A 22,284-nucleotide genomic window follows, 5' to 3' on the forward strand; every position below is an offset into this window, starting at 1 on the left:
CTGGTGGCAGACTCGCGATAGGAATGTGGCTCAGGGGGCCGGGTTGGCCTGCGCTATGGCTTCACACACCTTCTCCACCGCGTTGAGGGCTCTGGGGGTGAAGCGGTGCAACTCATCGGGGTTGATGAGCCTGAGCCGCTGGTGCTTGACGGCATCCAGCATGGGCCACTGCTGCCAGTGGGCCAGCACGGCGGGATCCTGACTGCCGGCCAGGATCAGGGTCGGGTTGGCCTTGATCACCTGCTCCAGCCCGAGCTGGGGGTAGGGGGTCCTGGCTTCGGCGGTCACGTTGGTGCCGCCGCACAGTGTGATGGCCTGGCCCGGCCAGGTCGAATCGTTGACGCTGGTGAGCGGCGGGGTCCAGAGCTGGTAGAACACCGATACCGGTTTGGGCTGGCCATAACGGCTCTTCAGGGCATCCAGCCTCGCCAGATAGGCATCGGCCTGGGCATTGGCGCTTCGTTCGACGCCAAGCAGCGCGCCCAGGCGGCGCATCTCGTCGGCCAGGGAGGCAAAGTCGGTCGGCTCCGAATAGAAGACGGGAATGCCGAGTTGCTCGATGGGGGCCAGCATGCGGGACTGGGCCGAGCGCCAGGCCACCACCAGATCCGGCTTCTGGGCCAGCAGGGCTTCCAGGTTGATGCTGCGGTAGTTGGCAACCTGTGGCCGGGTTTTCACCTCGGGGGGAAAATCGGAGGCATCGTCGGTGGCGACGATGCGATCCCCTGCGCCTATGTCAAACAGCAGCTCGGTCAGGTGGGGGGTAAGGCTGATGATCCGCTGCGGGGGTTGTGCCAAGCCCGAGAGCGGCCAGCAGAGCAGGCAAAGCAGAACGCCAAGGGCACGCAGGTCGAAGAGGCTAGCCACGGGACAACTCCAGCAGGCTGAGCAGCAGCGCCAGCGTCAGCCAGCTCCAACCGATCAGCAACAGGAGATGGAGCAGGCGCAGTGGTGAGTCGGCGACGGGGTCGGCGTGGGCGTCAAACACCGGGAAGCGCACGAGCTGCCCCTGATAATAACGTGGGCCCCCCAACCGGTTGCCCGTGGCGTGCGCCAGCAGGCTGAGCAGGCAGCCCATGGCCGGATAGGGCCAGTGCAGGGCCGCGCGCAGTCGGCTACCCAGTTGGCGCAGCTGGCTCAGGCACAGCGGCAGCGCCAGCAGCAAGATGGCGGGCGCACAGAGCCCTTGGTAGAGCGCGGCGGCGGGGCGGCCGAAATAGGCAAACTGCGGCTGTTTCGGGCTCCAGCCCTGATTCATCAGCTGGGTGAGGCGCCAGAGCAGGGCACCTTGTACCCCCGCCAGGGCGAAGCCCAGCAAGGGGCCAGCCCATTGGCCCACCAGTCGCAGCACACAGCTCTCGCTCACCGCCTTGTTCAATCCCATCACCGACAGGGTGCCCGTCTCGCGCCTGAGCCAGGGCGCCACCTGTAACCGGGCCACCACCAGCGTCTCCTGCGTCTCCTGCGTCGCCAGCGCCCGGGTCGCCTTGGCGAGTTCGCGCAGGGGCCGGGATTCCAGCATCAGCAGCAGGAACAGGAGATCGAACAGGGGTTCGGACAGGGAGAGGTTGCGCAGCGCCCAGAGTCCGGCGGCGCAGGGCAGCCAGACCACCAGCAGGGCCAGCAGCCCCGCCTGGGTTTGTTGCCTGGGCGAGCCATCGGGGCGATACACCCGCTGGCCGAGGCGCGTCAGCAGCGGCACCGTGGCCCCGAGCCGGAAACGGGCTGGCCAGGGCAGGATAGCCTCCAGCAGGGCGGCGCCCACTAATATGGCCGCTGTCGTTGATGCCAGCGAGGCGGCCATGGGTGCCAGGTTGGCGGTGTCGATCACAGCTTGCCGAGCAGCGCCATGATCATCTCGGCGGAGTGTTGGCCCGCCACTTCGATGAAGGCATCGAAGGATTCCACCTGCTCCTTGCCGGCGATGTCAGACATGGCGCGCACCACCAGATAGGGCACCTTGAACATGTGGCACACCTGGCCGATGGCAGCCCCTTCCATCTCCACCGCCAGCATCTGCGGGAAGTCGGCGCGGGCCTTGGCGATGGCGTCCGGCTTGCACATGAATTGATCGCCGGTGCAGATGAGGCCGACCTTGGTCTGGTGCTTGCCTTGCTCGGCGATGCAGCTCTGGGCGAGGGCGATCAGCTTCTCGTCGCAGGGGAAGGCGGCGGGCTGCTGGGCCATCTGACCCATCTCGTAACCGAAGGCGGTCACGTCCACGTCGTGGAAGCGCATTTCGCTGGCGATCACCACGTCACCTATGTGCAGGTCCTGGGCGAAGCCGCCGGCGGAGCCGGTGTTGATGACGCAATCCGGGGCGAATTTTTCCAGCAGCAGGCTGGTGGCGACGCTGGCGGCGACCTTGCCGATACCGGAGCGAGTCAGGATCACCTCTTTACCGGCCAACCGGCCCTGATAGAACTCGCAGCCGCCCAGTTGCAGGGTGGTCAGTTCGCTCAGCTGGCTGCGCAGCAGGGCCACTTCCTGCTCCATGGCGCCGATAATACCTACTTTCATCCTCTACCTCGTCTCTCTGGTCTTGCGCGGGGTCGGCCGCTTGGCCGAAATAAGTTGGCGCGGATCATAGCAAAAGATAAGGGCGGCGCCGAGTGCCTACGGTCGAATGCAGACGGGGGAGGCCGGAGTGGCGTCTAAATAAACCGGCCAGCTCCTCCGACCAGTCATCCGCGCTTTACCCCAGGGCGGTATCCAGCGTCATCATCAGGGCGAAGCCCGCCATCAGGCCCAGAGTGGCAAAAGTGGCATAGGTCTGGTGACTGTTGAGGTGGGTATTCGGGATCCCCTCGTGGAAGACCACTGGCTACATGGGGTGCCAGCGTCTCAACCCAGCGCCGTGTCGAGCGTCATCATCAGGGCGAAGCCCGCCATCAGCCCCAGGGTGGCATAGGTCTGGTGACCGTTGCGATGGGTTTCCGGGATCACCTCGTGGGAGACCACGAACAACATGGCGCCGGCGGCAAGTCCCAGGCCAATGGGGTAGGCGATAGCCATGCCGCTGGCGAGTCCCACCCCGAGCAGGGCACCGAGCGGTTCCAGCAGGCCGCTGCCGATGGCCACCAGCACGGCGACCGAGGGACGAAAACCGGCGGCGCACATGGCCAGCGCCACCGCCAGCCCTTCCGGAATGTCTTGCAGGGCGATGGCGGTGGTTAGCGGCAAGCCCACCGCCATGTCCCCCTGGGAGAAGCTGACCCCGATGGCCATGCCTTCCGGCAGGTTGTGCAGGGCGATGGCGAACACGAACAGCCAGACCCGGGAGCAACTCTCGTGGCCGGGGCCGCAGGGGCCCGTCTTGTCGTGCTCGTGGGGGGTGAATTGATCCAGCCCCAGCATCAGCAAGACGCCGAGGGTCATGCCCGCGACCACCACCACGGCGGCGAGAAAGCCGTCGCCGGTGATCCCCTCGGCGGCCTCGAGCCCCGGCAGCAGCAGGGAGAAGGCACTGGCCGCCAGCATCATGCCGGCAGCGAAGCCCAGCATGCCATCCTCCACCCGTTGCGGCACAGAGCGCAGGAACAGGGCCGGCAGGGCACCGAGCGCCGTGGCGGCGAAACCGGCGACCCCGCCGATGAGGCCATAACGTACGCCCGGGCTGATGTCACCGGCCGCCAGCATGATCAGGCTCTGCAGCAGGAGCAGCAAGACGGCGATCAGGGCGACGAGCAGCCCGAGGGCGGTGAGGGGGCGAGCCTGGATCTGCTCGCGCAGTTGAGCAGACCAGGGGGACGGCAGGGTCGACGCGTTATCCATGAACAAGACCTCGGGGGCAGTGAGAGTGAAGAGACGAGGACGCCATTACATAACCTGACCCGCGGTTTGTCCACGAGGACGGGTCGATTGTGACAATCGGCTCAAGTTTGCCGTCTCCCGGTCGCTATTGTGCCTGGCGCAGAGCGCCGATTGAAATCGATAAAGGCGATGAGGCCGTGGGGGGATTGTGGTAAGGTGCCGCCCCTTGCGAAGTCTCCTCCCTTTGATCTTTCGCGATTTTTTGCATTTCCCGTCAGGACTCTCGGGTCATCGCTCACAGGGATGTGATCGTCACAGCACCGCTGCTCATCAGCAGTTGAGGATCACCGCCACCATGTCTTACAAGAATCTCTCCATCGGCAAGAAGATTGCCGTGGTCTTTTCGGTCATTGCCGTCATCAACGTGATATTCGGCCTCTTTCTCGCCAGCGAATTGCGCGACATACGGTCTCGGGTGCTGAATTTCACCGACTCCACCCTGCCCAGCGTGATCTCGGTGGAGAACCTGCTCTATGACGTCTCCTATGTGCGCCGCGCCCAGTTTGCCCTGTTGATGATCGAGGATGCCGCCGATCTGCAGGCCCGCCGTGGCCGCATCCAGGACAACATCAACAAGGTCGAGCGCGCCCTCAGTGCCTATGAGGCGACGGTGGGGGACGACAACGAGCGGCGGGTGTTCATGGGCGCCAGGCAGCACTGGCAACAGTACCTGAGCGCGGTCAACCGGGTCGACAGCCTGCTGGCACAGGGCAACATGGCGCAGGCCAAGGATGAGCTGTTCCAGTCCAACGGGGCTTATGCCGAGCTGGAGCGCTCGGTCAATGGCCTGGTGGACGTCAACCTCGGCTTCGTGCAGGAGAACCGTGGCAGCCTGCTCGGCAGCGTCAGCATGGTGATCAACTCCGCCACCGTAGGGATAGGTGCCCTGCTGCTGTTCATGGGGTTCATGACCTGGTTCCTCACCCGCCAGATCTGCCTGCCGCTGCAGGCGGTGGTGGCCCAGGCCAATGCCATCGCCGCCGGCGATCTGACCCATCAGCTGGATCGCCAGCATATCGGCCAGGATGAGCTCGGCATGCTGGCCAGGGCCTCCCTCAAGATGCAGGACAACCTGCGCGGTCTCATCGAAGAGGTGGTGGCTGCCGTGACCCAGCTCGGTGCCGCCATCGAGGAGGTGAGCGCCGTCTCCGAACAGTCGGCGCAAGGGATCCAGAGCCAGCAGCAGGAGATCGCCATGGTGGCGACCGCCATGGCCCAGATGAAGGCGACCGTGGCCGACGTGGCGGGCAATACCGAGGTCGCCTCGGAATCCGCCAGCTCCGCCAATGCCCTGGCCAGACGGGGCAATCAGGATGTGCAGGGGGCCCTGGTGGCCATCACCCGGGTCGCCGAAGAGATAGAGCAGGCGGGCACCCTGGTGACCGAGCTTGAGCGGGAATCCGCCCAGATCAACCTGGTGGTGGACGTGATCCGCGGCATTGCCGATCAGACCAACCTGCTGGCCCTCAACGCCGCCATCGAGGCGGCCCGCGCCGGTGAGCAGGGCCGTGGTTTCGCGGTGGTGGCCGACGAGGTGCGCACCCTGGCGGGCCGTACCCAGGCCTCCACCGGCGAGATAGTCGCCATCATCGAGACCCTGCAGGCCCGTGCCAATCAGGCGAAGGCGGTGACCGGCCAGAGCTGCGAGATGATCCGCCAGTGCGTGGTGCAAAGCGAGCAGACCAGCTCGGGCATCCAGCAGATAGAGGAGGCGGTGGCCCAGATAGCCGACATGGCGATCCAGATTGCCAGCGCCTGCGGTGAGCAGGACGCGGTCTCCGATGAGCTCGGTCGCAACGTGGAGCGGATCAACGACTCCTCCAACGAGGTGGCGACCGGCGCCGATCACACCGCCCGTGCCTGCCTGGAGTTGAGCCAGCTGGCGGCCGGCCTGCGCCAGACCATAGGCCGCTTCCGCCTGGCCTGATGCCAGGCAGTTCGCTGCCAAGGTTCAGTACGCCCTGTTGCGGGGCGCACTGAACCGTCGGGCACAGACAAAAAAACGGGGCCCATGGCCCCGTTTTTTATCGCTCGCCAGCGGCTGGCTTAGACGCTCTGGCCCAGACCCGCGCCCGCATCCTTCTTGGCGATCAGCTCAATCTTGTAACCGTCCGGGTCTTCCACGAAGGCGATGACGGTGGTGCCACCCTTCACGGGGCCCGGCTCGCGGGTGATCTTGGCGCCGGCGGCGCGCAGGGCATCGCAGGTGCCATAGATGTCGTCCGCTTCCAGGGCGATGTGGCCGTAGGCCGAGCCCAGCTCGTACTCGCTCACGCCCCAGTTGTAGGTGAGCTCGATGACGGCTTCATCCTTCTCGTCACCGTAACCGACGAAGGCCAGGGTGTACTTGTATTCGCTGTTTTCGCTCTTGCGCAGCAGCTTCATGCCGAGCACCCGGGTGTAGAAGTCGATGGAGCGTTGCAGATCGCCGACGCGCAGCATGGTGTGCAGAATTCTCATTGCTTGACTCTCCAGATAAGTGATTCGTACTGATTTCTTATAAACCGGCAGAAGAAAATAGGTTCAACAGCGGCAGCAGGTACTGGTGGCTCTGTTTCTAGCTCTCCGGATAGACTTTTTCTTTGTACTCGCACAAGTCTTCGATGATACAGGAGCCACAGCGCGGTTTGCGCGCCAGGCAGGTGTAGCGACCGTGCAGGATCAGCCAGTGGTGCACATCCAGCTTGAACTCGGCGGGCACCACCTTGAGCAGCTTTTCCTCCACCTGATCCACGTTCTTGCCCACCGCGAAACCGGTGCGATTCGACACCCGGAAGATATGGGTATCGACGGCGATGGTGGGCCAGCCGAAGGCGGTGTTGAGCACCACGTTGGCGGTCTTGCGGCCGACCCCGGGCAGGGCTTCGAGCGCCTCGCGGTCCTCCGGCACTTCACCGCCGTGGCGCTCCAGCAGGATGGCGCAGGTCTTGATGACGTTCTCGGCCTTGGTGTTGAACAGGCCTATGGTCTTGATGTACTGCTTCACCCCGTCCACCCCGAGGGCCAGCATGGCGGCAGGGGTGTTGGCCACCGGATAGAGCTTGTCGGTGGCCTTGTTGACGCTGACATCGGTGGCCTGGGCCGACAGCAAGACGGCGATCAAGAGCTCGAACGGCGAGTTGAAGTTGAGCTCGGTGGTGGGGTGCGGGTTGTTGTCCCGCAGCCGCTCCAGAATTTGTCTGCGTTTTTGGTTATTCATCGAGTCTCGAGTCTGGTTCTTTTAAAGCTGAGTCGCGCGGGCTCCGGGGGCCGGCACGGCGCAGTGGGCCTTGTCGGCGGCCTGCTTGCGGCCCATGCGATCGTTGATGGCATTCTTGGCGGCGATGAGCAGCCCCAGACCGATGAAACCACCGGGCGGCAGGATGGCGATCAACAGGCTGGCATCGGCATGGAACAGCTCGATGCGCAGGGACTTGGCCCAGTCTCCCAGCAGCAGATCGGCGCCGTCGAACAGGGTACCCATGCCGATGATCTCGCGCAGACCCCCCAGCACCAGCAGCACCAGGGTGAAGCCCAGCCCCATCATGAAGCCGTCGACGGCCGCCAGCAGGGGCGGGTTCTTGGAGGCATAGGCCTCGGCCCGGCCGATGATGACGCAGTTGGTGACGATCAGCGCGATGAAGATGCCGAGCGCCTGATAGAGGCCATAGGTGTAGGCGTTCATCAGCAGCTGCACGCTGGTCACTAGGGCCGCGATGATCATCACGTAGACCGGGATGCGAATGTCCTTGGGCACCCAGTTGCGCACCAGGGAGATGGCGAGGTTGGAGCTCACCAGCACCACCATGGTCGCCAGCCCAAGCCCGAGGGCGTTGGTGAAGGTGGAGGAGACCGCCAGGGTCGGGCAGAGCCCCAGCACCTGCACCAGGGAGGGGTTGTTCTTCCACAGCCCCTGCAGCATCAGCTCCTTGAGCTCTTCGCGGCGACCATTGCCTTCGTTGGCGAGGCTCTGGCCGTCAATCACATCAATCTGTTCCATCTGTTGGCTCCGCTGTTCTCGAGTAGCCCGTGCCGGCCATCAATCTGTTCTGTTTCAGTGTATGAGCCGCCATGGTCAGGGCGCGGCGTCACAGGGGGGGGCATCACGCAGCAACTCCGGGTGCTGTTGTTGCAACAGCAGCAGGTTTTTCACTGCCTTGACCACGGCGCGAGGAGTGATGGTGGCGCCGGTGAAGGCGTCGAATTCGCCCCCATCCTTCTTCACCGCCCAGCTGGCGCCGTTGTCGGCATTGAGCACCCGACCCATGAAGCTGTCGATCCAGTTGGATTTTTTCAGCTCTATCTTGTCCCCAAGGCCCGGGGTTTCCTTGTGGGTCAGCACCCGTACCGCGCTGACCGCCCCTTTGGCATCGGTACCGACCACCATGCGAATGGCCCCACTGTAGCCGTCGGGGGCGATGGTTTCCAGTGCATAGCCGGTCGGCACGCCGTTCAGGGTGGCGCTATAGAGCGGCATGCCCTGATCACTGCCCAGGAACTCGCGGCTGGTGACAAGCCGGCAACTGGCCACCAGATCGTTGTCGTAGCTGCCCTCCGGCAACAGGGCTTCGAGGGTGCGCAGCTTCTCCAGCTGTTGCTGGTGGGCGATCCTGCCTTCGGTCAGTTCGTTGGTCAGCACCACTATGGCGGTGCAGCCCAGGGCGAACAGGGCCAGGGTCACGCCGTTCTTGCGCATGCTGTTTAACATGGGAGGATTCCTGAGAGTGAGGTGCGAGCGGCGATCATTTGCGACGATCCCCATAGACCTTGGGACGGGTCAGGCTGTCGATGAGCGGTACACACAAATTGGCCAGCAACACCGCGAAGGCGAAGGCATCAGGGTAGCCACCGAAGCGGCGGATGAGGTAGACCAGCACGCCGATCAACACCCCGTACACCAGGCGGCCGCGGGGAGTGGTGCTGGCGCTCACCGGATCGGTGGCGATGAAGAAGGCTCCCAGCATAGTGGCGCCGCTGAACAGGTGCAGCATGGGGGTAGCGGTGGCGTCCGGCGTGGCCAGATAGCCCAGCAAGGCCGAGAGCAGCAGGGCCCCCAGCACCGCCACCGGAATGCGCCAGTGGATCACTTTTTGCTGCAACAGGAAGAGGCCGCCCAGCAGATAGCCGAGGTTGACCCAGCTCCAGCCTATCCCGCCCCATCCTTCGAACACCTTGTGAGTCATCACCTCGCTCGCGGTGAGCCCCTGGGTCAGCCCCGTCTTCAGGGTGTCGAGCGGCGTCGCCATGGTGAGGCCATCCACCCCCTGCTTGAGTTGCAGCATGCTGTAACCGTCGAGGCTGAAACCGGTGAAGATCACCGACAGCGCATCCCCAAAGCCGATGTCATAGGCGGCGATGCTGGACGGCGGCAGCCAGCTGGTCATCTGCACCGGGAAGGAGACCAGCAGCAGCACATAGGCCACCATGGCCGGGTTGAACAGGTTCTGTCCCAGCCCGCCGTAGAGCTGCTTGGCGATGATGATGGCAAAGGCGGTGCCCAGCACCAGCATCCACCAGGGCAGCAAGGGCGGCAGGGAGAGACCGATCAGCACGGCGGTGAGCGCCGCACTGCCGTCCAGCAGGGCCGGCTTGACCGGACGATGGCGCAGACGGAGCACCAGCGCCTCGCAGCCCAGCGCCGTCACCAGCGCCAGCAGGACCTGGATGAGGGTACCCCAGCCGAAGAACCAGGTCTGGGCCAACAGGCCCGGCAGGCAGGCCAGGATCACCAGCAACATCAGGGTCTGGGTCTGTTTGCGGTTATGGGCAAAGGGCGCCATCGCGATATTGAACATGGATCAGTGGCTCTTGTCTGAAAGTGGATCTGACTCGCGCTGGTCGAGTTTGGCGGCTTCGGCGGCTGCCTTCTTGGCCTTGGCGCGAGCGATGGCAGCGGCAATGGCGGCCTTCTTGGGATCGACCTCGCCGGCGGGCGCTGGCGCGCTGGCTGCGGGGGTCACAACCTCGCTGACGGCGGCGGGCTCGCCATCGGCATTGCCTTCATCGGTGGCCTGCGCCGCCTTCTTGGCCTTGGCGCGGGCGATGGCAGCGGCGATGGCGGCCTTCTTGGGATCGACCTCGCCAACGGGTGCTGGCTCGCTGGCTGAGGGGGCTACAACCTCGCTGGCGGCGGCGGGCTCGCCATCGGCATTGTCTTCCCCCGTCGCCTGAGCGGCTTTTTTAGCCTTGGCACGGGCGATGGCAGCGGCGATGGCGGCCTTCTTGGGATCGACCTCGCCAACGGGTGCTGGCTCGCTGGTTGCGGGTGTCACAACCTCGCTGACGGCGGCGGGTTCGCTATCGGCATTGCCTTCATCGGTGGCCTGCGCCGCCTTCTTGGCCTTGGCACGGGCGATGGCGGCGGCGATGGCCGCCTTCTTGGGATCTGCCTCGGCGACGGGAGCCGGTTCGACCGCCGGGGCCTCGGCCGCTTCCCCCGCAGCCTGAGCGGCCTTCTTGGCCTTGGCACGGGCGATGGCGGCGGCAATGGCCGCCTTCTTGGGATCGACCTCGGCGACGGGAGCCGGTTCGGTCACAGTGGCCTCGGCTGTGTTGGCCTCGGTGTCAGCGGCGGCCGCTTCCTCCGCAGCCTGAGCGGCCTTCTTGGCCTTGGTACGGGCGATGGCGGCGGCGATGGCCGCCTTCTTGGGATCGACCTCGGCGACGGGGGCCGGTTCGGTCACAGTGGCCTCGGCTGTGTTGGCCTCGGGCTCGGCGATCGCTTCCCCCGCAGCCTGGGCGGCCTTCTTTGTCTTGGCACGGGCCAGGGCGGCGGCGATGGCGGCCTTCTTGGGATCTGCCTCGGGCGTCACCGCCGTGATGGTGGCGACCGTTTCATCGCCATCGCTGGCCTTGGCGGCGCGACGGGCCAGCGCCTCCTGCTTGCGGGCTTCGCGGGCCGCCATCATGGCGGCGTTGTCCGGTTGCGCCTCTGCACCGACGGCGGTGGCCGCCTGCTTGGCCTTGAGACGGGCCAGGGCGGCGGCGACCGGGTCTTCCCCACCCGCCGTCGTCATGGCCTGGCGACGCTGGGCCGCCGCTTCGGCATGGCGGGCCTCGCGCGCGGCTTTTTCCCGCTCGAAGCGGGCCTGCTTGGCCTCGAATCGCTGCTTGGCGCGCTCGGCCTTCTCGGCCTCGGCGTGGACCTCGCGGATGTCATCCTTGGCAATCTTGTAGTACTGCACCAGCGGGATCTCGCTCGGGCAGACCCAGGCACAGGCGCCGCACTCGATGCAGTCGAACAGGTTGAGCCCCTCGGCCTTGTCGTACTCCTTGGCCCGGCTGTACCAGTACAACTCCTGCGGCAGCAGGTTGGCGGGGCAGACGTCGGAACAGGCGCTGCAACGGATGCAGGACTGCTCGGGGCCGGGGGGCGGCAGCTCGGCCCGGGTGGGGGAGAGCAGGCAGTTGGTGGCCTTGACCACGGGCACCATGGCGTGGGGCAGGGTGAAGCCCATCATGGGGCCGCCCATGATGACGCGCTGATCCGCCTCCGGCTGCAGCTCGAAGCGCTGCAACAGCCAGCGCACCGGTGTGCCGAGGCGCACCCAGGCGTTGCCCGGCTTCTTGAAGGCATCCCCGGTGAGGGTGACGATGCGCTCGATCAGCGGCTCACCGTCGATGATGGCGCGCTTGATGGCAAACACGGTGGCGACGTTGAGCACCATGATGCCCATGTCGACCGCCCGGCCGCCCTTGGGAACCTGACGTCCGGTGAGCAGCTCTATGGTCTGCTTGGCCCCGCCGGAGGGGTACTTGGTCGGCACCGCCTTGACCAGCACATCCGGGTCTGTGGCATGGCGGTTGAGGGCGTCGATGGCCGCCGGCTTGTTGTCTTCCACCCCGATCAGGGTCAGCTTGGGCTTGAGCAGGTGCTTGAGCACCCGGATGCCGTCCATGATCTCGTCGGCATACTGCTGCATCAGCCGATCATCTGTGGTGATGTAGGGTTCGCACTCCAGGCCGTTGACGATCAGGATCTCGGTGAGCTGGCCGCGGCCATCGAGCTTGCTGTGGGTCGGGAACACGGCGCCGCCGAGGCCGGCGATACCGGCCTGCTGGATGCGCTCGAGCAACTCGCCCCGATCCAGATTCCAGTAATCGGGTCTGGCGTCGCGCGGCCCCCAGGCATCCTCGCCGTCCGGGGTGAGCAGGACGCAGAGATCCTCGAGGCCGGAGGGGTGCGCCACCGTATGCTGTTCGATGGCGGTAATGACGCCGGAGGTGGAGGCATGGACCGGCACTATGCGGCCCTTGTCATAGCGGGTCAGGGGTTGGCCCTTCTTGACCTTGTCGCCGACCTGCACCAGCAGATCGCCGGCAGGGCCCGCGTGCTGGCGCACCGGGATGATGAGCTGGGGCGGCAGACCCGCGTCCACCACCGGGGTCAGGCTGGACTGATCCTTGTTTTCGGGAGGATGAATGCCGCCGTGGAAATCCCACAGGTTTCCGGCTTTGATACGTTCGAGCAGGTGCTGCATGGTTACTCCACTATCTTGACCGGAATGGCGACCTTGGCCAGATCCCATTTCCAGTTATCGACCGTGGTCGGAACCGGGATCATTTCGATACAGTCGGTCGGGCAGGGGTCGACACAGAGATCGCAACCCGTGCACTCGTCTTTGATCACGGTGTGCATCGCCTTGGTGGCGCCGAGGATGGCATCGACCGGACAGGCCTGGATGCACTTGGTGCAACCTATGCACATGTCCTCGTGAATGAAGGCGACCTTCTTGACGGGCACGGCGGCTTCGTCGCCACCGCCAAGCGGCTGGGGCTCGACCCCCATGAGATCGGCTATCTTGCGCATGGTGGCCTCGCCACCGGGCACGCACTTGTTGATCTGATCGCCGTTGGCGAGCGCCTCCGCATAGGGCTTGCAGCCCGGATAGCCGCACTGGCCGCACTGGGTCTGGGGCAGCAGGGCATCGAGCTGATCGACGATGGGATCGGCTTCCACATGAAACTTGACGGCGGCAAAACCCAGGATGAGGCCGAAGACCAGGGCCAGCAGGGCCAGCACCAGGATGGCAAAGAAGATGTGAGTCATAGCGCTATATCTTGATGAGGCCGGTAAAGCCCATGAAGGCCAGCGACATCAGACCGGCGGTGACCATTGCGATGGAGACGCCGCGAAATGGCGTGGGCACATCAGCGGCCACCAGACGCTCGCGCATGGCGGCGAACAGGATCAGCACCAGCGAGAAGCCGCACGCAGCTCCGAAGCCATAGATGATGCTCTGGATGAAGTTGTGATGCTCGTTGATGCTGAGCAGCGCCACGCCGAGCACGGCGCAGTTGGTGGTGATGAGCGGCAGGAAGATGCCGAGCAGGCGATAGAGGGTCGGGCTGCTCTTGCGGATCACCATCTCGGTGAACTGCACCACCACGGCGATCACCAGGATGAAGCCAAGGGTGCGCAGATAGGCGATGTCCAGCGGGATCAGGATATAGTGCTCCATCAGATAGGAGCAGGCGCTGGCGAGCGTCATCACGAAGGTGGTGGCCAGTCCCATGCCGATGGCGGTTTCCAGCTTGCCAGAGACCCCCATGAAGGGGCAGAGGCCGAGAAACTTCACCAGCACGAAGTTGTTGATCAGCACGGTGCTGACCAGTAAAAGCAGGTACTCAGTCATTGACGATGGGTTTTCCGGTGTGAAGGCGGCGGTATTATCTGATGTTAGGTGCCTTTAGACAACCGCAAGGCCGTATGGTTATTATTCGGGGGCCCAATTCATGGAGGCATTGTGCGCCCCTTACCCATTTTTACCCTGACCCTGGCCATGTTGCTCTGGTCCAGTTCCTTTATCGCCCTCAAGCATGTGCTGGACGTCTGGTCCTTCGGCCAGGTGCTCTTTATGCGGATGGGGGTGGCCTCGGGCTGTTGGCTCCTGTGCTATCGCCAGCTTGGCCGGTTCAGCTACCAGAAGGGGGATTGGCGCTGGCTGGCCCTGATGGGCGCCCTGGAGCCCTGCCTCTATTTCCTGCTGGAGGTCAACGCCCTGCGCTACACCAGCGCCGGCCAGGCGGGCATGGTCTGTGCCCTGTTGCCCCTGATGGTGGCCCTGGTGGCCTTCGTGCTGCTCAAAGAGCGGGTGAGCCGCCGTCAGCTGCTCGGCTTTGCCATCGCCATCTTCGGCATCGCCCTGCTGGGATTGGGTGGCGGGGCAGATGAATTCGCTCCCAACGCCCTGCTTGGCAACAGTCTGGAGATGGGGGCCATGCTCTGCGCAGCGACATATTCGGTGGTGTTCAAGAAGCTCTCCAGCCGCTACGGCGTGATGACCCTGACCGCCCTGCAGCACTCTCTTCTTTGCCCCCTTCGCCTTCAGCGCCCCCTGGCCAAGTGCCTGGAGCTGGCAGGACATGGCGGTGATCGTCTTCCTCGGCGCCTTCGTGACCCTGGGGGCCTACCTGCTCTACAACTGGTCGGTGACCCAGGTGAAGGTGACCCTGGCGGCGGCCTACGTGAATCTCATCCCGGTGTTTACCCTGCTGCTTGCCTACCTGTTGCTGGGGGAGACCCTGAACAGCCTGCAGTGGCTCGCCTGCGCCGCGGTGCTGGCCGGGATCGGGGTGGGCCAGCTACCGACGAGACGCCGCCGAGAGCGGGCCACCGCCACCGAGAGTTGACTCCCTGCTTATCGGCTACCCTCTGGACAGAGGGTATCCCGGCCATGAAGGAGCCAAGTGATGAACGACATGATGTTACTGGCAAGGGCGCAGACGCTGCTGACCCACCAGCCTTTCACCCTGAGCGATGCCCGGGCGCTGGAGGCGCTGGAAGAAGAGGCCGTGGGGGAGGAGGGGCTGCGCATCGCCGAGTTATGGGAGTCGGCACTGAGTCTGGCCGATGAGGATGCCAGACGTTATCTGATGGGGGAGGATTGAGCGCGCGGCGCCTCTTTGGTCATCCTGATTGCCAACGAAAACACGGGGACAAGCCCCGTGTTTTCGTTACTGGTATGGCTGTTTGTCAGATGGACAGACTCTTGACGGTATCGGACACCGAGTTGGCGTCTTCGATGATCTCCTCGATGACGCCGGAGATGATGTTGGCCTGATCCTGCCCCGCCATTGCCTTGTCGGAGACGATGGAGACGGTCTGGGTGATCTGGGAGGTGATGCTGGAGTTGTGCTTGATGACGGAGACTATCTCGCTGGTGGAGGTCGAGGTTCTGGCGGCAAGCTGCCTCACCTCGTCTGCTACCACCGCAAAGCCCCGCCCTTGCTCCCCGGCCCTGGCCGCCTCGATGGCGGCATTGAGCGCCAGCAGGTTGGTCTGATCCGCGATGCCACTGATGGTGGAGATGATGGACTCGATGCTTTTGGATTGCTGGTTGAGCTGATCGATCTGCTTGCTGACCTCGTTGACCGAGGTGTTGATGTGGCGAGAGGTATCCAGCACCTTGTCGATGACCTCGCGCCCCTTGGCCGCACTGGCGACGGTTTCGCTGGCGATGGCGCAGGCCTTCTGGGCCGCCTCCCGGGTGGAGATGGACTTCTCGACCCGCTCTGTGATGTCGCTCGCCAGCTTGATGATTTTGACTACCTTGCCTTCGTGATTGAAGATGGGGTTGTAGGTCGCCTCCAGCCAGATCTTCTCGCCACGATGGCCGAGGCGCATGAAGAGCCCGGACTTGATGTCACCGGAACCCAGGTCGCGCCAGAAGTTCGGGTTTTTCTGATAAAACTCGGGATCGCAGAACTGGCGGTGGTGCTTGCCGACCACCTCCTCCAGCCGGTAGCCGAAGCAGCGCAGGAAATTCTGGTTGGCGGTGATGACGGTGCCATCCGGCTGGAAGTCGATCACCGCCAGGGACTTGTCCAGCGCCGCCAGCAGGGCCTGGGTGCGTTCCAGAGAGGATTGCTGCTGGGTCACGTCGGAGGCGACCTTGGCCACCTTGGCCACCTTGCCATCGATCATGATGGGGAAATACGTCGCCTCCAGCCAGATGGGCTTGCCCGACTTCGACTGACGGATGAAGCGACCGTTGCGAGAGGTGCCGCCGCGCAGATCCTGCCACAGATTCTCATAGTCGCGGGTCTTGACGTCTTCGGGGAAGCAGAGCGCGCTGTGGTGCTTGCCGATCACCTCCTCCCGCTGGAAGCCCACTATGTTGAGGAACAGGTCGTTGACGAAGGTGACCATGCCCGCCGGGGTGAACAGGATGAAGGGCACCCGGGACTGGATGGCCTGCTCGAAGGCACTCAATGCCACTACCTTGGCTGCCTGCTCACTCGCTTCCTTGCTGGTCGTATTTTTCCAGAACATAACGGCGCTCCTCCATGAGACCTTGAATGACATGCTCAATCTTATCTGAGTGATTTGACAATAGCGTTGGTGTTCTATGAACCTTAATCGACTCCGGGTTAACTTTTGGTATTTTTTAATTATCAATGCCGATTAATTTAGGGCGCTATCGCCCGTCACCGGGGTAAAGCAGATTTGATCGGATACGAGTGCCAGTGGCATACCCTCATGATACTGGCATGAATGAGTGCCCACAGGCACTGCTTATAAACAGCCCATCCGGGGGGCGTAGAAAGAATAGTTGTTCGTATGAGGCCTCAAGCCCGCGGACCGAGTCGGCGACGATAATGCAGCGGGGAAGATCCCATATGGGTAGAAAAAAACCGTGAAAACACCGAGAGGGAAGAGAAACGAAGGCGCTCGCTGATATCCTGGATGCTCAGGTTTGTTTCGGCCAACCAGAGGCAGGCTTTTTTCAGGCGTACATTTTTCAATAGCTGGCTGAGGTTGGTATTTTCCTGGTTGAGGCGACTATTCACCGTCCAGCGACTCATGCCGATCACGGCACAAATATGCTCCATGAAGCTGGCCTCATCGGCAATATGATTATTTTCGATGGCCTCGTCGAGCAAGGAATATAACAGGGATGAGAACCCTTTCTCATATTCCAGCGCCGCCACCGTTTTCGTAATTTGCCGGTGCTGATTTTGATGGAGCAGCGGCAGATAGCTCTCCACCGGGGCCAGCAAATCGGCTCCCTTGAAGTGGATGACATTGGCATTCTGGCCGAACTGGCAGCGACAGCCGAAGGCATCATCGAGCCGCTTGCGGCCCTCGCCGTCACTGCCACGCAGGCTCACCGCCGTGCTGGCGGTGGGGGCATAGAGACGTACCAGCTCCCTGAGCATCCTGAAGTTGCCGATGGCGGAGCGATTTCGTTGCAGCGGGTCGGCGTCCTCGACATAGCCAATGGCGAGTTGCCCCTCCTCCTGGTGCAGGGTGAACCGATCGCAGTTGCCTATGATGATCCTGTTGCGGATATAGCCGAGCACGGCGTCGCTGGCGGTCTTCTGATTGAGGCAATAACCCACGAGCTCGGGGAACAGCTCATAGGCCTGGCTGATAAGTCGATCCGGTGCATCATCTTGTGACATCTGTTCCTGCCACAAGCTGTCGTATGCCGCCGTCTCCTTGATAAAGCGCAGATGCTGTTTATCCGAGAGGCGGCCATCGTTCTTATCTATTTCATATTGACTGAGATGACACTGCGATATTATGGCGTCGGTATTGACGCCTTGCTCTTTCAGGAAATAAAGCGTCGATCTGGCGATGATATTTGAAACGCTCTTTCCCATATATGATCCCTCATGCCGAGCCTATTTTTATTGTCCAGACAGCATCCTGCCGCGCCGCGGGATTAAGGCATTTTCCGGGCAAGATATCTGCGCGTCAGGTCAAATGCTGTGAAACTTAATGTTCATTGCTGTAACCAAAGGTAACGCTGTGATGACAGCGGCGATATTGCCTGCCGGCACCTCAATGCAAAATAGCCGCCCCCCCATGCAAAGCGGGTTCCCTTGCCTTCGCGATAAGCTGCACAGGCTATTTCGGCTTGTCCATTCGAATAACGCAATGAAAGGGAATCACATGAAACATAACAATAAGGGCCATCACTGGAGTGGTGTGGCGGTCGCCATTGCGCTGGCGCTGGGCGTTCAGGGGTGTAACGACAACAGTTCAACGGCGCAGACCGAGGTGGTCAAGGATAACGCCTACTACCGGGCGCTGGCGGAAGGCATGGTCCAAAAGATGACCCCGGACGAGCGGCTGGGGTTGCTGGTGGGGCCGGGTTATGTGTTTGCCAGCGGGGCCTTCGTGACCAATCTGGATGCCCTGAACAACCTCAAGGGGGATGTGCCGGGCAGCGTGGGCTACATCAACGGTGTCTATAACGCGGAGTCCGGGCTGGACATCGCCGCCAGCAAGCTGGCGGATGGCGCCGCCGGGGTGCGGATAGCGCCGACCCGGGAGGGGGAGTCCGGCACCTTCCATGGTACCGCCTTCCCGGTGGGCACCCTGCTGGCCTCGACCTGGGATGCTGATCTGGTCAAGCAGGTGGGGGCGGCCATCGGCAACGAGGTCAAGGAGTACGGGCTGGATGTCTGGCTCGCGCCCGGCATGAACATTCAGCGCGACCCGCTCAACGGCCGCAGCTTCGAATACTTCTCGGAAGATCCTCTGGTCTCCGGGGTCATGGGGGCCGCCGAGGTGGCGGGGGCCCAGGCCCAGGGGGTGGGCACCACCATCAAGCACTTCATCGCCAACAACGCCGAGACCTCCCGCTCCATCGTCGACAACATCATCTCGCCGCGCGCCATCCGTGAAATTTACCTGCGGGGCTTCCAGTACGCCGAGGAGCACGCCAATCCCTGGGCGGTGATGACCGCCATGAACAAGGTCAACGGCACCTACACCGGACAGTGGACGGATCTCAATACCCAGGTGCTGCGCAATGAGTGGGGCTTCGAAGGCTTCGTGATGAGCGACTGGTGGTCGGGGGATGGCCACTATGCGGACATGATCAACTCCGGCAACGATCTGATTGAGCCGGGCGGCCCGGCGCTGCCCTATGGCTACGGTGACGCCCTGACCGGTTTGCAGGAGGCCTATGCCGCCGGCAGCCTGAGTGCCGATGCCATAGCGCAAGGGGCGGTGCGGATCCTGACCCAGGTGCTGAAGATGCCCTCGAATCAGGGCTATGTCCCCACCAATGCCCCGGATCTGGCGAGCCATGCTAGCCTGTCCCGTCAGGCGGCCAGCGACGGCATGGTACTGCTGAAGAACCATCAGGCCAGCTTGCCGCTGGCCGGGGGCAGCAAGGTCGCCTCCTTCGGGATCACCCAGATCAACACCCTCAAGGGCGGCGCCGGCAGCGGTGACGTGAATGCGGCCCATACCGTCAACGTGGCGGATGGGCTGGCACAGCAGTTTGCCGTCGATGGCGGATTGGATGCCTTCTACCGCTCCTTCTTCGAGCAGAACAAGAGTGCGAGCGACTTCGGTGGCATCTCCACCGTCGTGAGTTGCCCGGAGCCGGCGCTGAGCCAGACCGAGATCGCGGCCTATGCGGCCAGCAATGACGTCGCCGTCATCACCCTGGGCCGCAACTCCATGCAAGGGGTGGATCGCCAGAACGTGAAGGGCGACTATCAGCTGTCGGATGTGGAGCAGAGCCTCATCGACAACGTCAGCAGCGCCTTCCACGGTCTGGGCAAGAAGGTGGTGGTGGTGCTCAACACAGGTGGCGTCATGGATACCAGTGCCTGGCAGGACAAGGTGGATGCCATCCTGCTCGCCTACATGCCGGGACAGGAGGCGGGCCATGCGGTGGCGGACTTGCTGTCCGGGGTGGTCAATCCCAGCGGCAAGCTGACCCAGACCTTCCCGGTCAGCTACCTGGATGTGCCCTCGTCTGCGGGCTTCCCGGGCACTGATACCGATGGGGATGGCACCCTGGACACCCACTACTACAACGAGGGCATCTATGTCGGCTATCGCTATTACGCGACCTTCGGCAAAGGGGTGAACTATCCCTTCGGCCACGGCCTCTCCTACACCCAGTTCGACTACAAGAACACGGCGATACAGAGCAATACGCTATCTGCGGCAGGAGGGAAAGTGACCCTGACCACCACCGTCTACAACAGCGGTAGCGTCTCTGGCAGGGAGGTGGCCCAGGTCTATGTGGCGGCCCCGGCCGGGACCCTGGGCAAACCGGCTATCGAGCTCAAGGCCTTTGCCAAGACCAAGCTGTTGCCGGCGGGCGCCAGCGAGACCCTGAGCTTCGAGATCCCGGCCAGCTGGCTCGCCAGCTTCGACAACGCCAACAACGAGTGGATCATCGAGCCCGGCACCTACAAGGTCTATGTCGCTCCCTCTTCCGAGGTGGCGGCCATAGCGCCGCAGACCTTCACGGTGAGCAGCAAGCTGGTGGTCAGCAAGACCACGCCGGGGGCGCTGGCGCTGCCGGCCGGGGTGACGGAAGCCTCTTTCGAAACGCAGTATTGAGAGGGAAAATTGGGGGGAGCCTTGCTCCCCCTTGTCGATCGGGCCTGCAAGGTCTGACGCCTAAGCCGCCCGGCAGGTGAGCCTATTTCTTCTGCTGCAGGGTCGAGATCTGCTTGTTCAGGGCCTCCATCTCGCTCTGGTGACGGCGGGTCATGGCCTGTATCTCGGCGGCGGAACGCTTTTCGCCAGCACCATCGGCCTGAGATGACGTTGTTCCCGTCAGTTGCTCGTTGTACCTGGTGATCTCGTTGTTCATCTTCAGGGTCTTGGCCTCAGCTTCGGCGCGAAGAACCTCCAGTTGGCGCTGCTTTTGGCTAGTGGCGAGATTTTTTTCAATCGCCTGCGTCTGCTTGCTGGCCTCTGCCACCACCTCTGCTGGCGGGGTGTAGATCCGCAGATCCATGGGCTTGGCGTCACCGGTACAGGGGATATCGCTGAAGGTGATCTTGCCGTTGACGGTGCATTGGTAGACACCGGCCTGGAGTGACAGCGGGATGGCGGCAATCAAGGTACCAAGGCAGATGGCCAGAATGCGTGACATAGATACCTCCTTGAATCCTATTCCTGCACGGTAGTACTAGGGGCTGGGCTGCGGTCTCGCCAGCATCTTCGGGTACTGCCAACAACAGGGGGTACTTGAAACAATAGTCTCTTCATAGGGTCACTCCATTTCAAATCTCGTATTGCGCATCCATGCCGTTATCCTGGGTCGCCACCAGGCCCCTGAAGGGGGGCTCTCCTGCCGGTTTTCCCCGCGCTTCAACACATCAGAGCACCATAACGGGCCACAATGAGGTATCTTATGCCCCGATTTCATTCATTTAACGGTGTCGAGACCCCCTATGATCATCAAACCCAAGGTTCGCGGCTTTATCTGTACCACCACTCACCCGGTCGGTTGTGAAGCCAATGTTCGTCGCCAGATTGCTTACACCCAGGCCAAGGGCACCATCGAGCATGGTCCCAAGAAGGTACTGGTGATCGGCGCCTCCACCGGTTACGGCCTGGCCTCGCGCATTGCCACTGCCTTCGGCTCCGGCGCCGCCACCATAGGCGTCTTCTTCGAGAAGCCGAGCTCCGAGACCAAGACGGGCTCCGCCGGCTGGTACAACTCCGCCGCCTTCGACAAGGCCGCCAAAGAGGCCGGCCTGTACGCCAAGAGCATTAACGGCGATGCCTTCTCCAACGAGTGCCGCGCCAAGGTGATCGAACTCATCAAGGCCGATCTCGGCCAGATCGATCTGGTGGTCTACTCCTTGGCCTCGCCGGTACGCAAGATGCCGGATACCGGTGAAGTGGTGCGCTCCGCGTTGAAACCCATCGGCGAGACCTACACCACCACCGCCATCGATACCAACAAGGATCAGATCATCACCGCCACCGTCGAGCCGGCGAACGAGGAAGAGATCCAGAACACCATCACCGTCATGGGCGGTCAGGACTGGGAGCTGTGGATGGCGGCCCTGCGTGACGCGGGCGTGCTGGCGGACGGCGCCAAGTCCGTTGCCTACTCCTACATCGGTACCGATCTGACCTGGCCCATCTACTGGCATGGCACCCTGGGCCGCGCCAAGGAAGATCTGGACCGCGCCGCCAGCGCCATCCGTGGCGATCTCAAGGCCAAGGGCGGCACCGCTCACGTGGCCGTGCTGAAATCCGTGGTGACCCAGGCCTCCAGCGCCATTCCGGTGATGCCGCTCTACATCTCCATGGCCTTCAAGATCATGAAGGAGAAGGGCATCCACGAAGGCTGCATGGAGCAGGTTGACCGCATGCTGCGCACCCGCCTCTATGGCGAGGAGCTGGTGCTGGACGAGCAGGCCCGCATCCGCATGGATGACTGGGAGCTGCGTGACGACGTGCAGCAGACCTGCCGCGATCTCTGGCCCTCCATCACCACCGAGAACCTGTCCACGCTTACCGACTACACCGGTTACAAGCAGGAGTTCCTGCGCCTGTTCGGCTTCGGTCTGGATGAGGTGGATTACGATGCGGACGTGAACCCGGACGTGCGCTTCGACGTGGTCGAGCTCTGATCTTGACTCTGTCTAGTCCTGAAATAGGTTTACACATTTTCGTCTAGCTTCACGTGACTCAGAACCCCCGATGCACCGCATCGGGGGTTCTGTATTTCAACGCATGATGCGGTCGCTCCAGGTTGTAAATATCCA

19 protein-coding genes and 2 pseudogenes are annotated in these 22,284 nt (G+C 63.0%); 5 read left to right on the forward strand and 16 right to left on the reverse strand.

What is annotated here, in order from left to right; translation table 11 throughout:
- Positions 1-30 precede the first annotated feature (30 nt).
- The 5 genes and pseudogenes from MM194_RS14480 to MM194_RS14500 form a co-directional block, all read right to left on the reverse strand.
- On the reverse strand, positions 31-867 hold the full coding sequence (locus tag MM194_RS14480) for a cobalamin-binding protein (protein ID WP_241343949.1): 837 nt from the start codon (positions 865-867) through the stop codon (positions 31-33).
- Entirely contained in the window at positions 860-1,831 is a 972-nt protein-coding gene (locus MM194_RS14485; RefSeq protein ID WP_241343950.1) for a cobalamin biosynthesis protein, read from the reverse strand. Before MM194_RS14485 ends, MM194_RS14480 begins: the two co-directional genes overlap by 8 nt.
- Positions 1,828-2,520, reverse strand: coding sequence for a 5'-methylthioadenosine/S-adenosylhomocysteine nucleosidase (gene mtnN / locus MM194_RS14490; RefSeq protein ID WP_241343951.1), 693 nt, complete (start codon positions 2,518-2,520; stop codon positions 1,828-1,830). Before mtnN ends, MM194_RS14485 begins: the two co-directional genes overlap by 4 nt.
- Positions 2,521-2,695: 175 nt before the next feature.
- A pseudogene (locus MM194_RS14495) lies at positions 2,696-2,821 on the reverse strand (ZIP family metal transporter); the annotation flags it as partial.
- Positions 2,822-2,844: 23 nt separating this feature from the next.
- Positions 2,845-3,774 carry a ZIP family metal transporter gene (locus tag MM194_RS14500; protein WP_241343952.1) on the reverse strand — a complete coding sequence of 310 codons (930 nt, stop codon included), beginning with the start codon at positions 3,772-3,774 and terminating at the stop codon, positions 2,845-2,847.
- A 334-nt stretch (positions 3,775-4,108) separates the two neighbouring features.
- Between MM194_RS14500 and MM194_RS14505 the strand changes: the two genes are divergently transcribed.
- Complete coding sequence (locus MM194_RS14505) at positions 4,109-5,740, forward strand: methyl-accepting chemotaxis protein (protein WP_241343953.1); 1,632 nt, start codon at positions 4,109-4,111, stop codon at positions 5,738-5,740.
- 119 nt (positions 5,741-5,859) lie between these two features.
- Here the strand turns inward: MM194_RS14505 and gloA are convergent, their stop codons facing one another.
- The 8 genes from gloA to rsxA all read right to left on the reverse strand — a co-directional run bounded on the left by gloA (position 5,860) and on the right by rsxA (position 13,427).
- Positions 5,860-6,273, reverse strand: coding sequence for a lactoylglutathione lyase (gloA, locus tag MM194_RS14510; RefSeq protein ID WP_042654501.1), 414 nt, complete (start codon positions 6,271-6,273; stop codon positions 5,860-5,862).
- Positions 6,274-6,370: 97 nt separating this feature from the next.
- Positions 6,371-7,012, reverse strand: coding sequence for an endonuclease III (gene nth / locus MM194_RS14515; protein ID WP_218290350.1), 642 nt, complete (start codon positions 7,010-7,012; stop codon positions 6,371-6,373).
- Positions 7,013-7,033: 21 nt separating this feature from the next.
- Entirely contained in the window at positions 7,034-7,792 is a 759-nt protein-coding gene (locus MM194_RS14520; RefSeq protein ID WP_241343954.1) for an electron transport complex subunit E, read from the reverse strand.
- A 75-nt stretch (positions 7,793-7,867) separates the two neighbouring features.
- Positions 7,868-8,500 carry an electron transport complex subunit RsxG gene (rsxG, locus tag MM194_RS14525; protein ID WP_033131570.1) on the reverse strand — a complete coding sequence of 211 codons (633 nt, stop codon included), beginning with the start codon at positions 8,498-8,500 and terminating at the stop codon, positions 7,868-7,870.
- 34 nt (positions 8,501-8,534) lie between these two features.
- Positions 8,535-9,587, reverse strand: a complete 1,053-nt coding sequence (rsxD, locus tag MM194_RS14530) for an electron transport complex subunit RsxD (RefSeq protein WP_241343955.1) — start codon at positions 9,585-9,587, stop codon at positions 8,535-8,537.
- A 3-nt stretch (positions 9,588-9,590) separates the two neighbouring features.
- Positions 9,591-12,272 carry an electron transport complex subunit RsxC gene (gene rsxC / locus MM194_RS14535; protein WP_241343956.1) on the reverse strand — a complete coding sequence of 894 codons (2,682 nt, stop codon included), beginning with the start codon at positions 12,270-12,272 and terminating at the stop codon, positions 9,591-9,593.
- Between the two features lie 2 nt (positions 12,273-12,274).
- Positions 12,275-12,841 carry an electron transport complex subunit RsxB gene (gene rsxB, locus MM194_RS14540; RefSeq protein ID WP_241343957.1) on the reverse strand — a complete coding sequence of 189 codons (567 nt, stop codon included), beginning with the start codon at positions 12,839-12,841 and terminating at the stop codon, positions 12,275-12,277.
- Between the two features lie 4 nt (positions 12,842-12,845).
- Positions 12,846-13,427: an electron transport complex subunit RsxA gene (gene rsxA / locus MM194_RS14545; protein WP_241343958.1), complete on the reverse strand. Its 582-nt coding sequence runs from the start codon at positions 13,425-13,427 to the stop codon at positions 12,846-12,848.
- A 111-nt stretch (positions 13,428-13,538) separates the two neighbouring features.
- Between rsxA and MM194_RS14550 the strand changes: the two are divergent.
- Together MM194_RS14550 and MM194_RS14555 are read left to right on the forward strand one after the other, a co-directional pair.
- Positions 13,539-14,424, forward strand: a pseudogene (locus MM194_RS14550) (DMT family transporter).
- A 60-nt stretch (positions 14,425-14,484) separates the two neighbouring features.
- Complete coding sequence (locus MM194_RS14555; protein WP_033131574.1) at positions 14,485-14,682, forward strand: hypothetical protein; 198 nt, start codon at positions 14,485-14,487, stop codon at positions 14,680-14,682.
- A gap of 85 nt (positions 14,683-14,767) precedes the next feature.
- On the opposite strand, the gene MM194_RS21965 is transcribed toward MM194_RS14555, so the two are convergent.
- Positions 14,768-16,066 (reverse strand): methyl-accepting chemotaxis protein, encoded by a 1,299-nt coding sequence (locus tag MM194_RS21965; protein ID WP_277605124.1) that lies wholly within the window; start codon positions 16,064-16,066, stop codon positions 14,768-14,770.
- A 296-nt stretch (positions 16,067-16,362) separates the two neighbouring features.
- The gene (locus tag MM194_RS14570) at positions 16,363-17,400 is read right to left on the reverse strand and encodes an AraC family transcriptional regulator (RefSeq protein ID WP_241343959.1); all 1,038 of its coding nucleotides are present in this window, start codon (positions 17,398-17,400) and stop codon (positions 16,363-16,365) included.
- A 292-nt stretch (positions 17,401-17,692) separates the two neighbouring features.
- On the opposite strand from MM194_RS14570, the gene MM194_RS14575 reads away from it, so the two are divergent.
- Positions 17,693-20,113 (forward strand): glycoside hydrolase family 3 C-terminal domain-containing protein, encoded by a 2,421-nt coding sequence (locus MM194_RS14575; protein WP_241343960.1) that lies wholly within the window; start codon positions 17,693-17,695, stop codon positions 20,111-20,113.
- 82 nt (positions 20,114-20,195) lie between these two features.
- Here MM194_RS14575 and MM194_RS14580 read toward each other — a convergent pair whose 3' ends face one another.
- Positions 20,196-20,654, reverse strand: a complete 459-nt coding sequence (locus tag MM194_RS14580) for a DUF4124 domain-containing protein (protein WP_241343961.1) — start codon at positions 20,652-20,654, stop codon at positions 20,196-20,198.
- Positions 20,655-20,955: 301 nt separating this feature from the next.
- Here MM194_RS14580 and fabV point away from each other — a divergent pair, with 301 nt between their 5' ends.
- Entirely contained in the window at positions 20,956-22,149 is a 1,194-nt protein-coding gene (fabV, locus tag MM194_RS14585) for an enoyl-ACP reductase FabV (protein ID WP_033131579.1), read from the forward strand.
- Positions 22,150-22,284 lie beyond the last annotated feature (135 nt).

Source organism: Aeromonas sp. MR16 (assembly GCF_022549315.1).
GTDB lineage: Bacteria > Pseudomonadota > Gammaproteobacteria > Enterobacterales > Aeromonadaceae > Aeromonas > Aeromonas aquatica.

Bases quoted from the DNA above. Each gene is read 5' to 3' on its own strand.
- rsxD (WP_241343955.1), bottom strand. From the start codon at position 9,587: ATGTTCAATATCGCGATGGCGCCCTTTGCCCATAACCGCAAACAGACC.
- nth (WP_218290350.1), bottom strand. From the start codon at position 7,012: ATGAATAACCAAAAACGCAGACAAATTCTGGAGCGGCTGCGGGACAAC.
- mtnN (WP_241343951.1), bottom strand. From the start codon at position 2,520: ATGAAAGTAGGTATTATCGGCGCCATGGAGCAGGAAGTGGCCCTGCTG.
- gloA (WP_042654501.1), bottom strand. From the start codon at position 6,273: ATGAGAATTCTGCACACCATGCTGCGCGTCGGCGATCTGCAACGCTCC.
- rsxB (WP_241343957.1), bottom strand. From the start codon at position 12,841: ATGACTCACATCTTCTTTGCCATCCTGGTGCTGGCCCTGCTGGCCCTG.
- MM194_RS14580 (WP_241343961.1), bottom strand. From the start codon at position 20,654: ATGTCACGCATTCTGGCCATCTGCCTTGGTACCTTGATTGCCGCCATC.
- rsxG (WP_033131570.1), bottom strand. From the start codon at position 8,500: ATGTTAAACAGCATGCGCAAGAACGGCGTGACCCTGGCCCTGTTCGCC.
- MM194_RS14520 (WP_241343954.1), bottom strand. From the start codon at position 7,792: ATGGAACAGATTGATGTGATTGACGGCCAGAGCCTCGCCAACGAAGGC.
- fabV (WP_033131579.1), top strand. From the start codon at position 20,956: ATGATCATCAAACCCAAGGTTCGCGGCTTTATCTGTACCACCACTCAC.
- MM194_RS14500 (WP_241343952.1), bottom strand. From the start codon at position 3,774: ATGGATAACGCGTCGACCCTGCCGTCCCCCTGGTCTGCTCAACTGCGC.
- MM194_RS14555 (WP_033131574.1), top strand. From the start codon at position 14,485: ATGAACGACATGATGTTACTGGCAAGGGCGCAGACGCTGCTGACCCAC.
- MM194_RS21965 (WP_277605124.1), bottom strand. From the start codon at position 16,066: ATGTTCTGGAAAAATACGACCAGCAAGGAAGCGAGTGAGCAGGCAGCC.
- MM194_RS14575 (WP_241343960.1), top strand. From the start codon at position 17,693: ATGAAACATAACAATAAGGGCCATCACTGGAGTGGTGTGGCGGTCGCC.
- rsxC (WP_241343956.1), bottom strand. From the start codon at position 12,272: ATGCAGCACCTGCTCGAACGTATCAAAGCCGGAAACCTGTGGGATTTC.
- MM194_RS14570 (WP_241343959.1), bottom strand. From the start codon at position 17,400: ATGGGAAAGAGCGTTTCAAATATCATCGCCAGATCGACGCTTTATTTC.
- MM194_RS14505 (WP_241343953.1), top strand. From the start codon at position 4,109: ATGTCTTACAAGAATCTCTCCATCGGCAAGAAGATTGCCGTGGTCTTT.
- rsxA (WP_241343958.1), bottom strand. From the start codon at position 13,427: ATGACTGAGTACCTGCTTTTACTGGTCAGCACCGTGCTGATCAACAAC.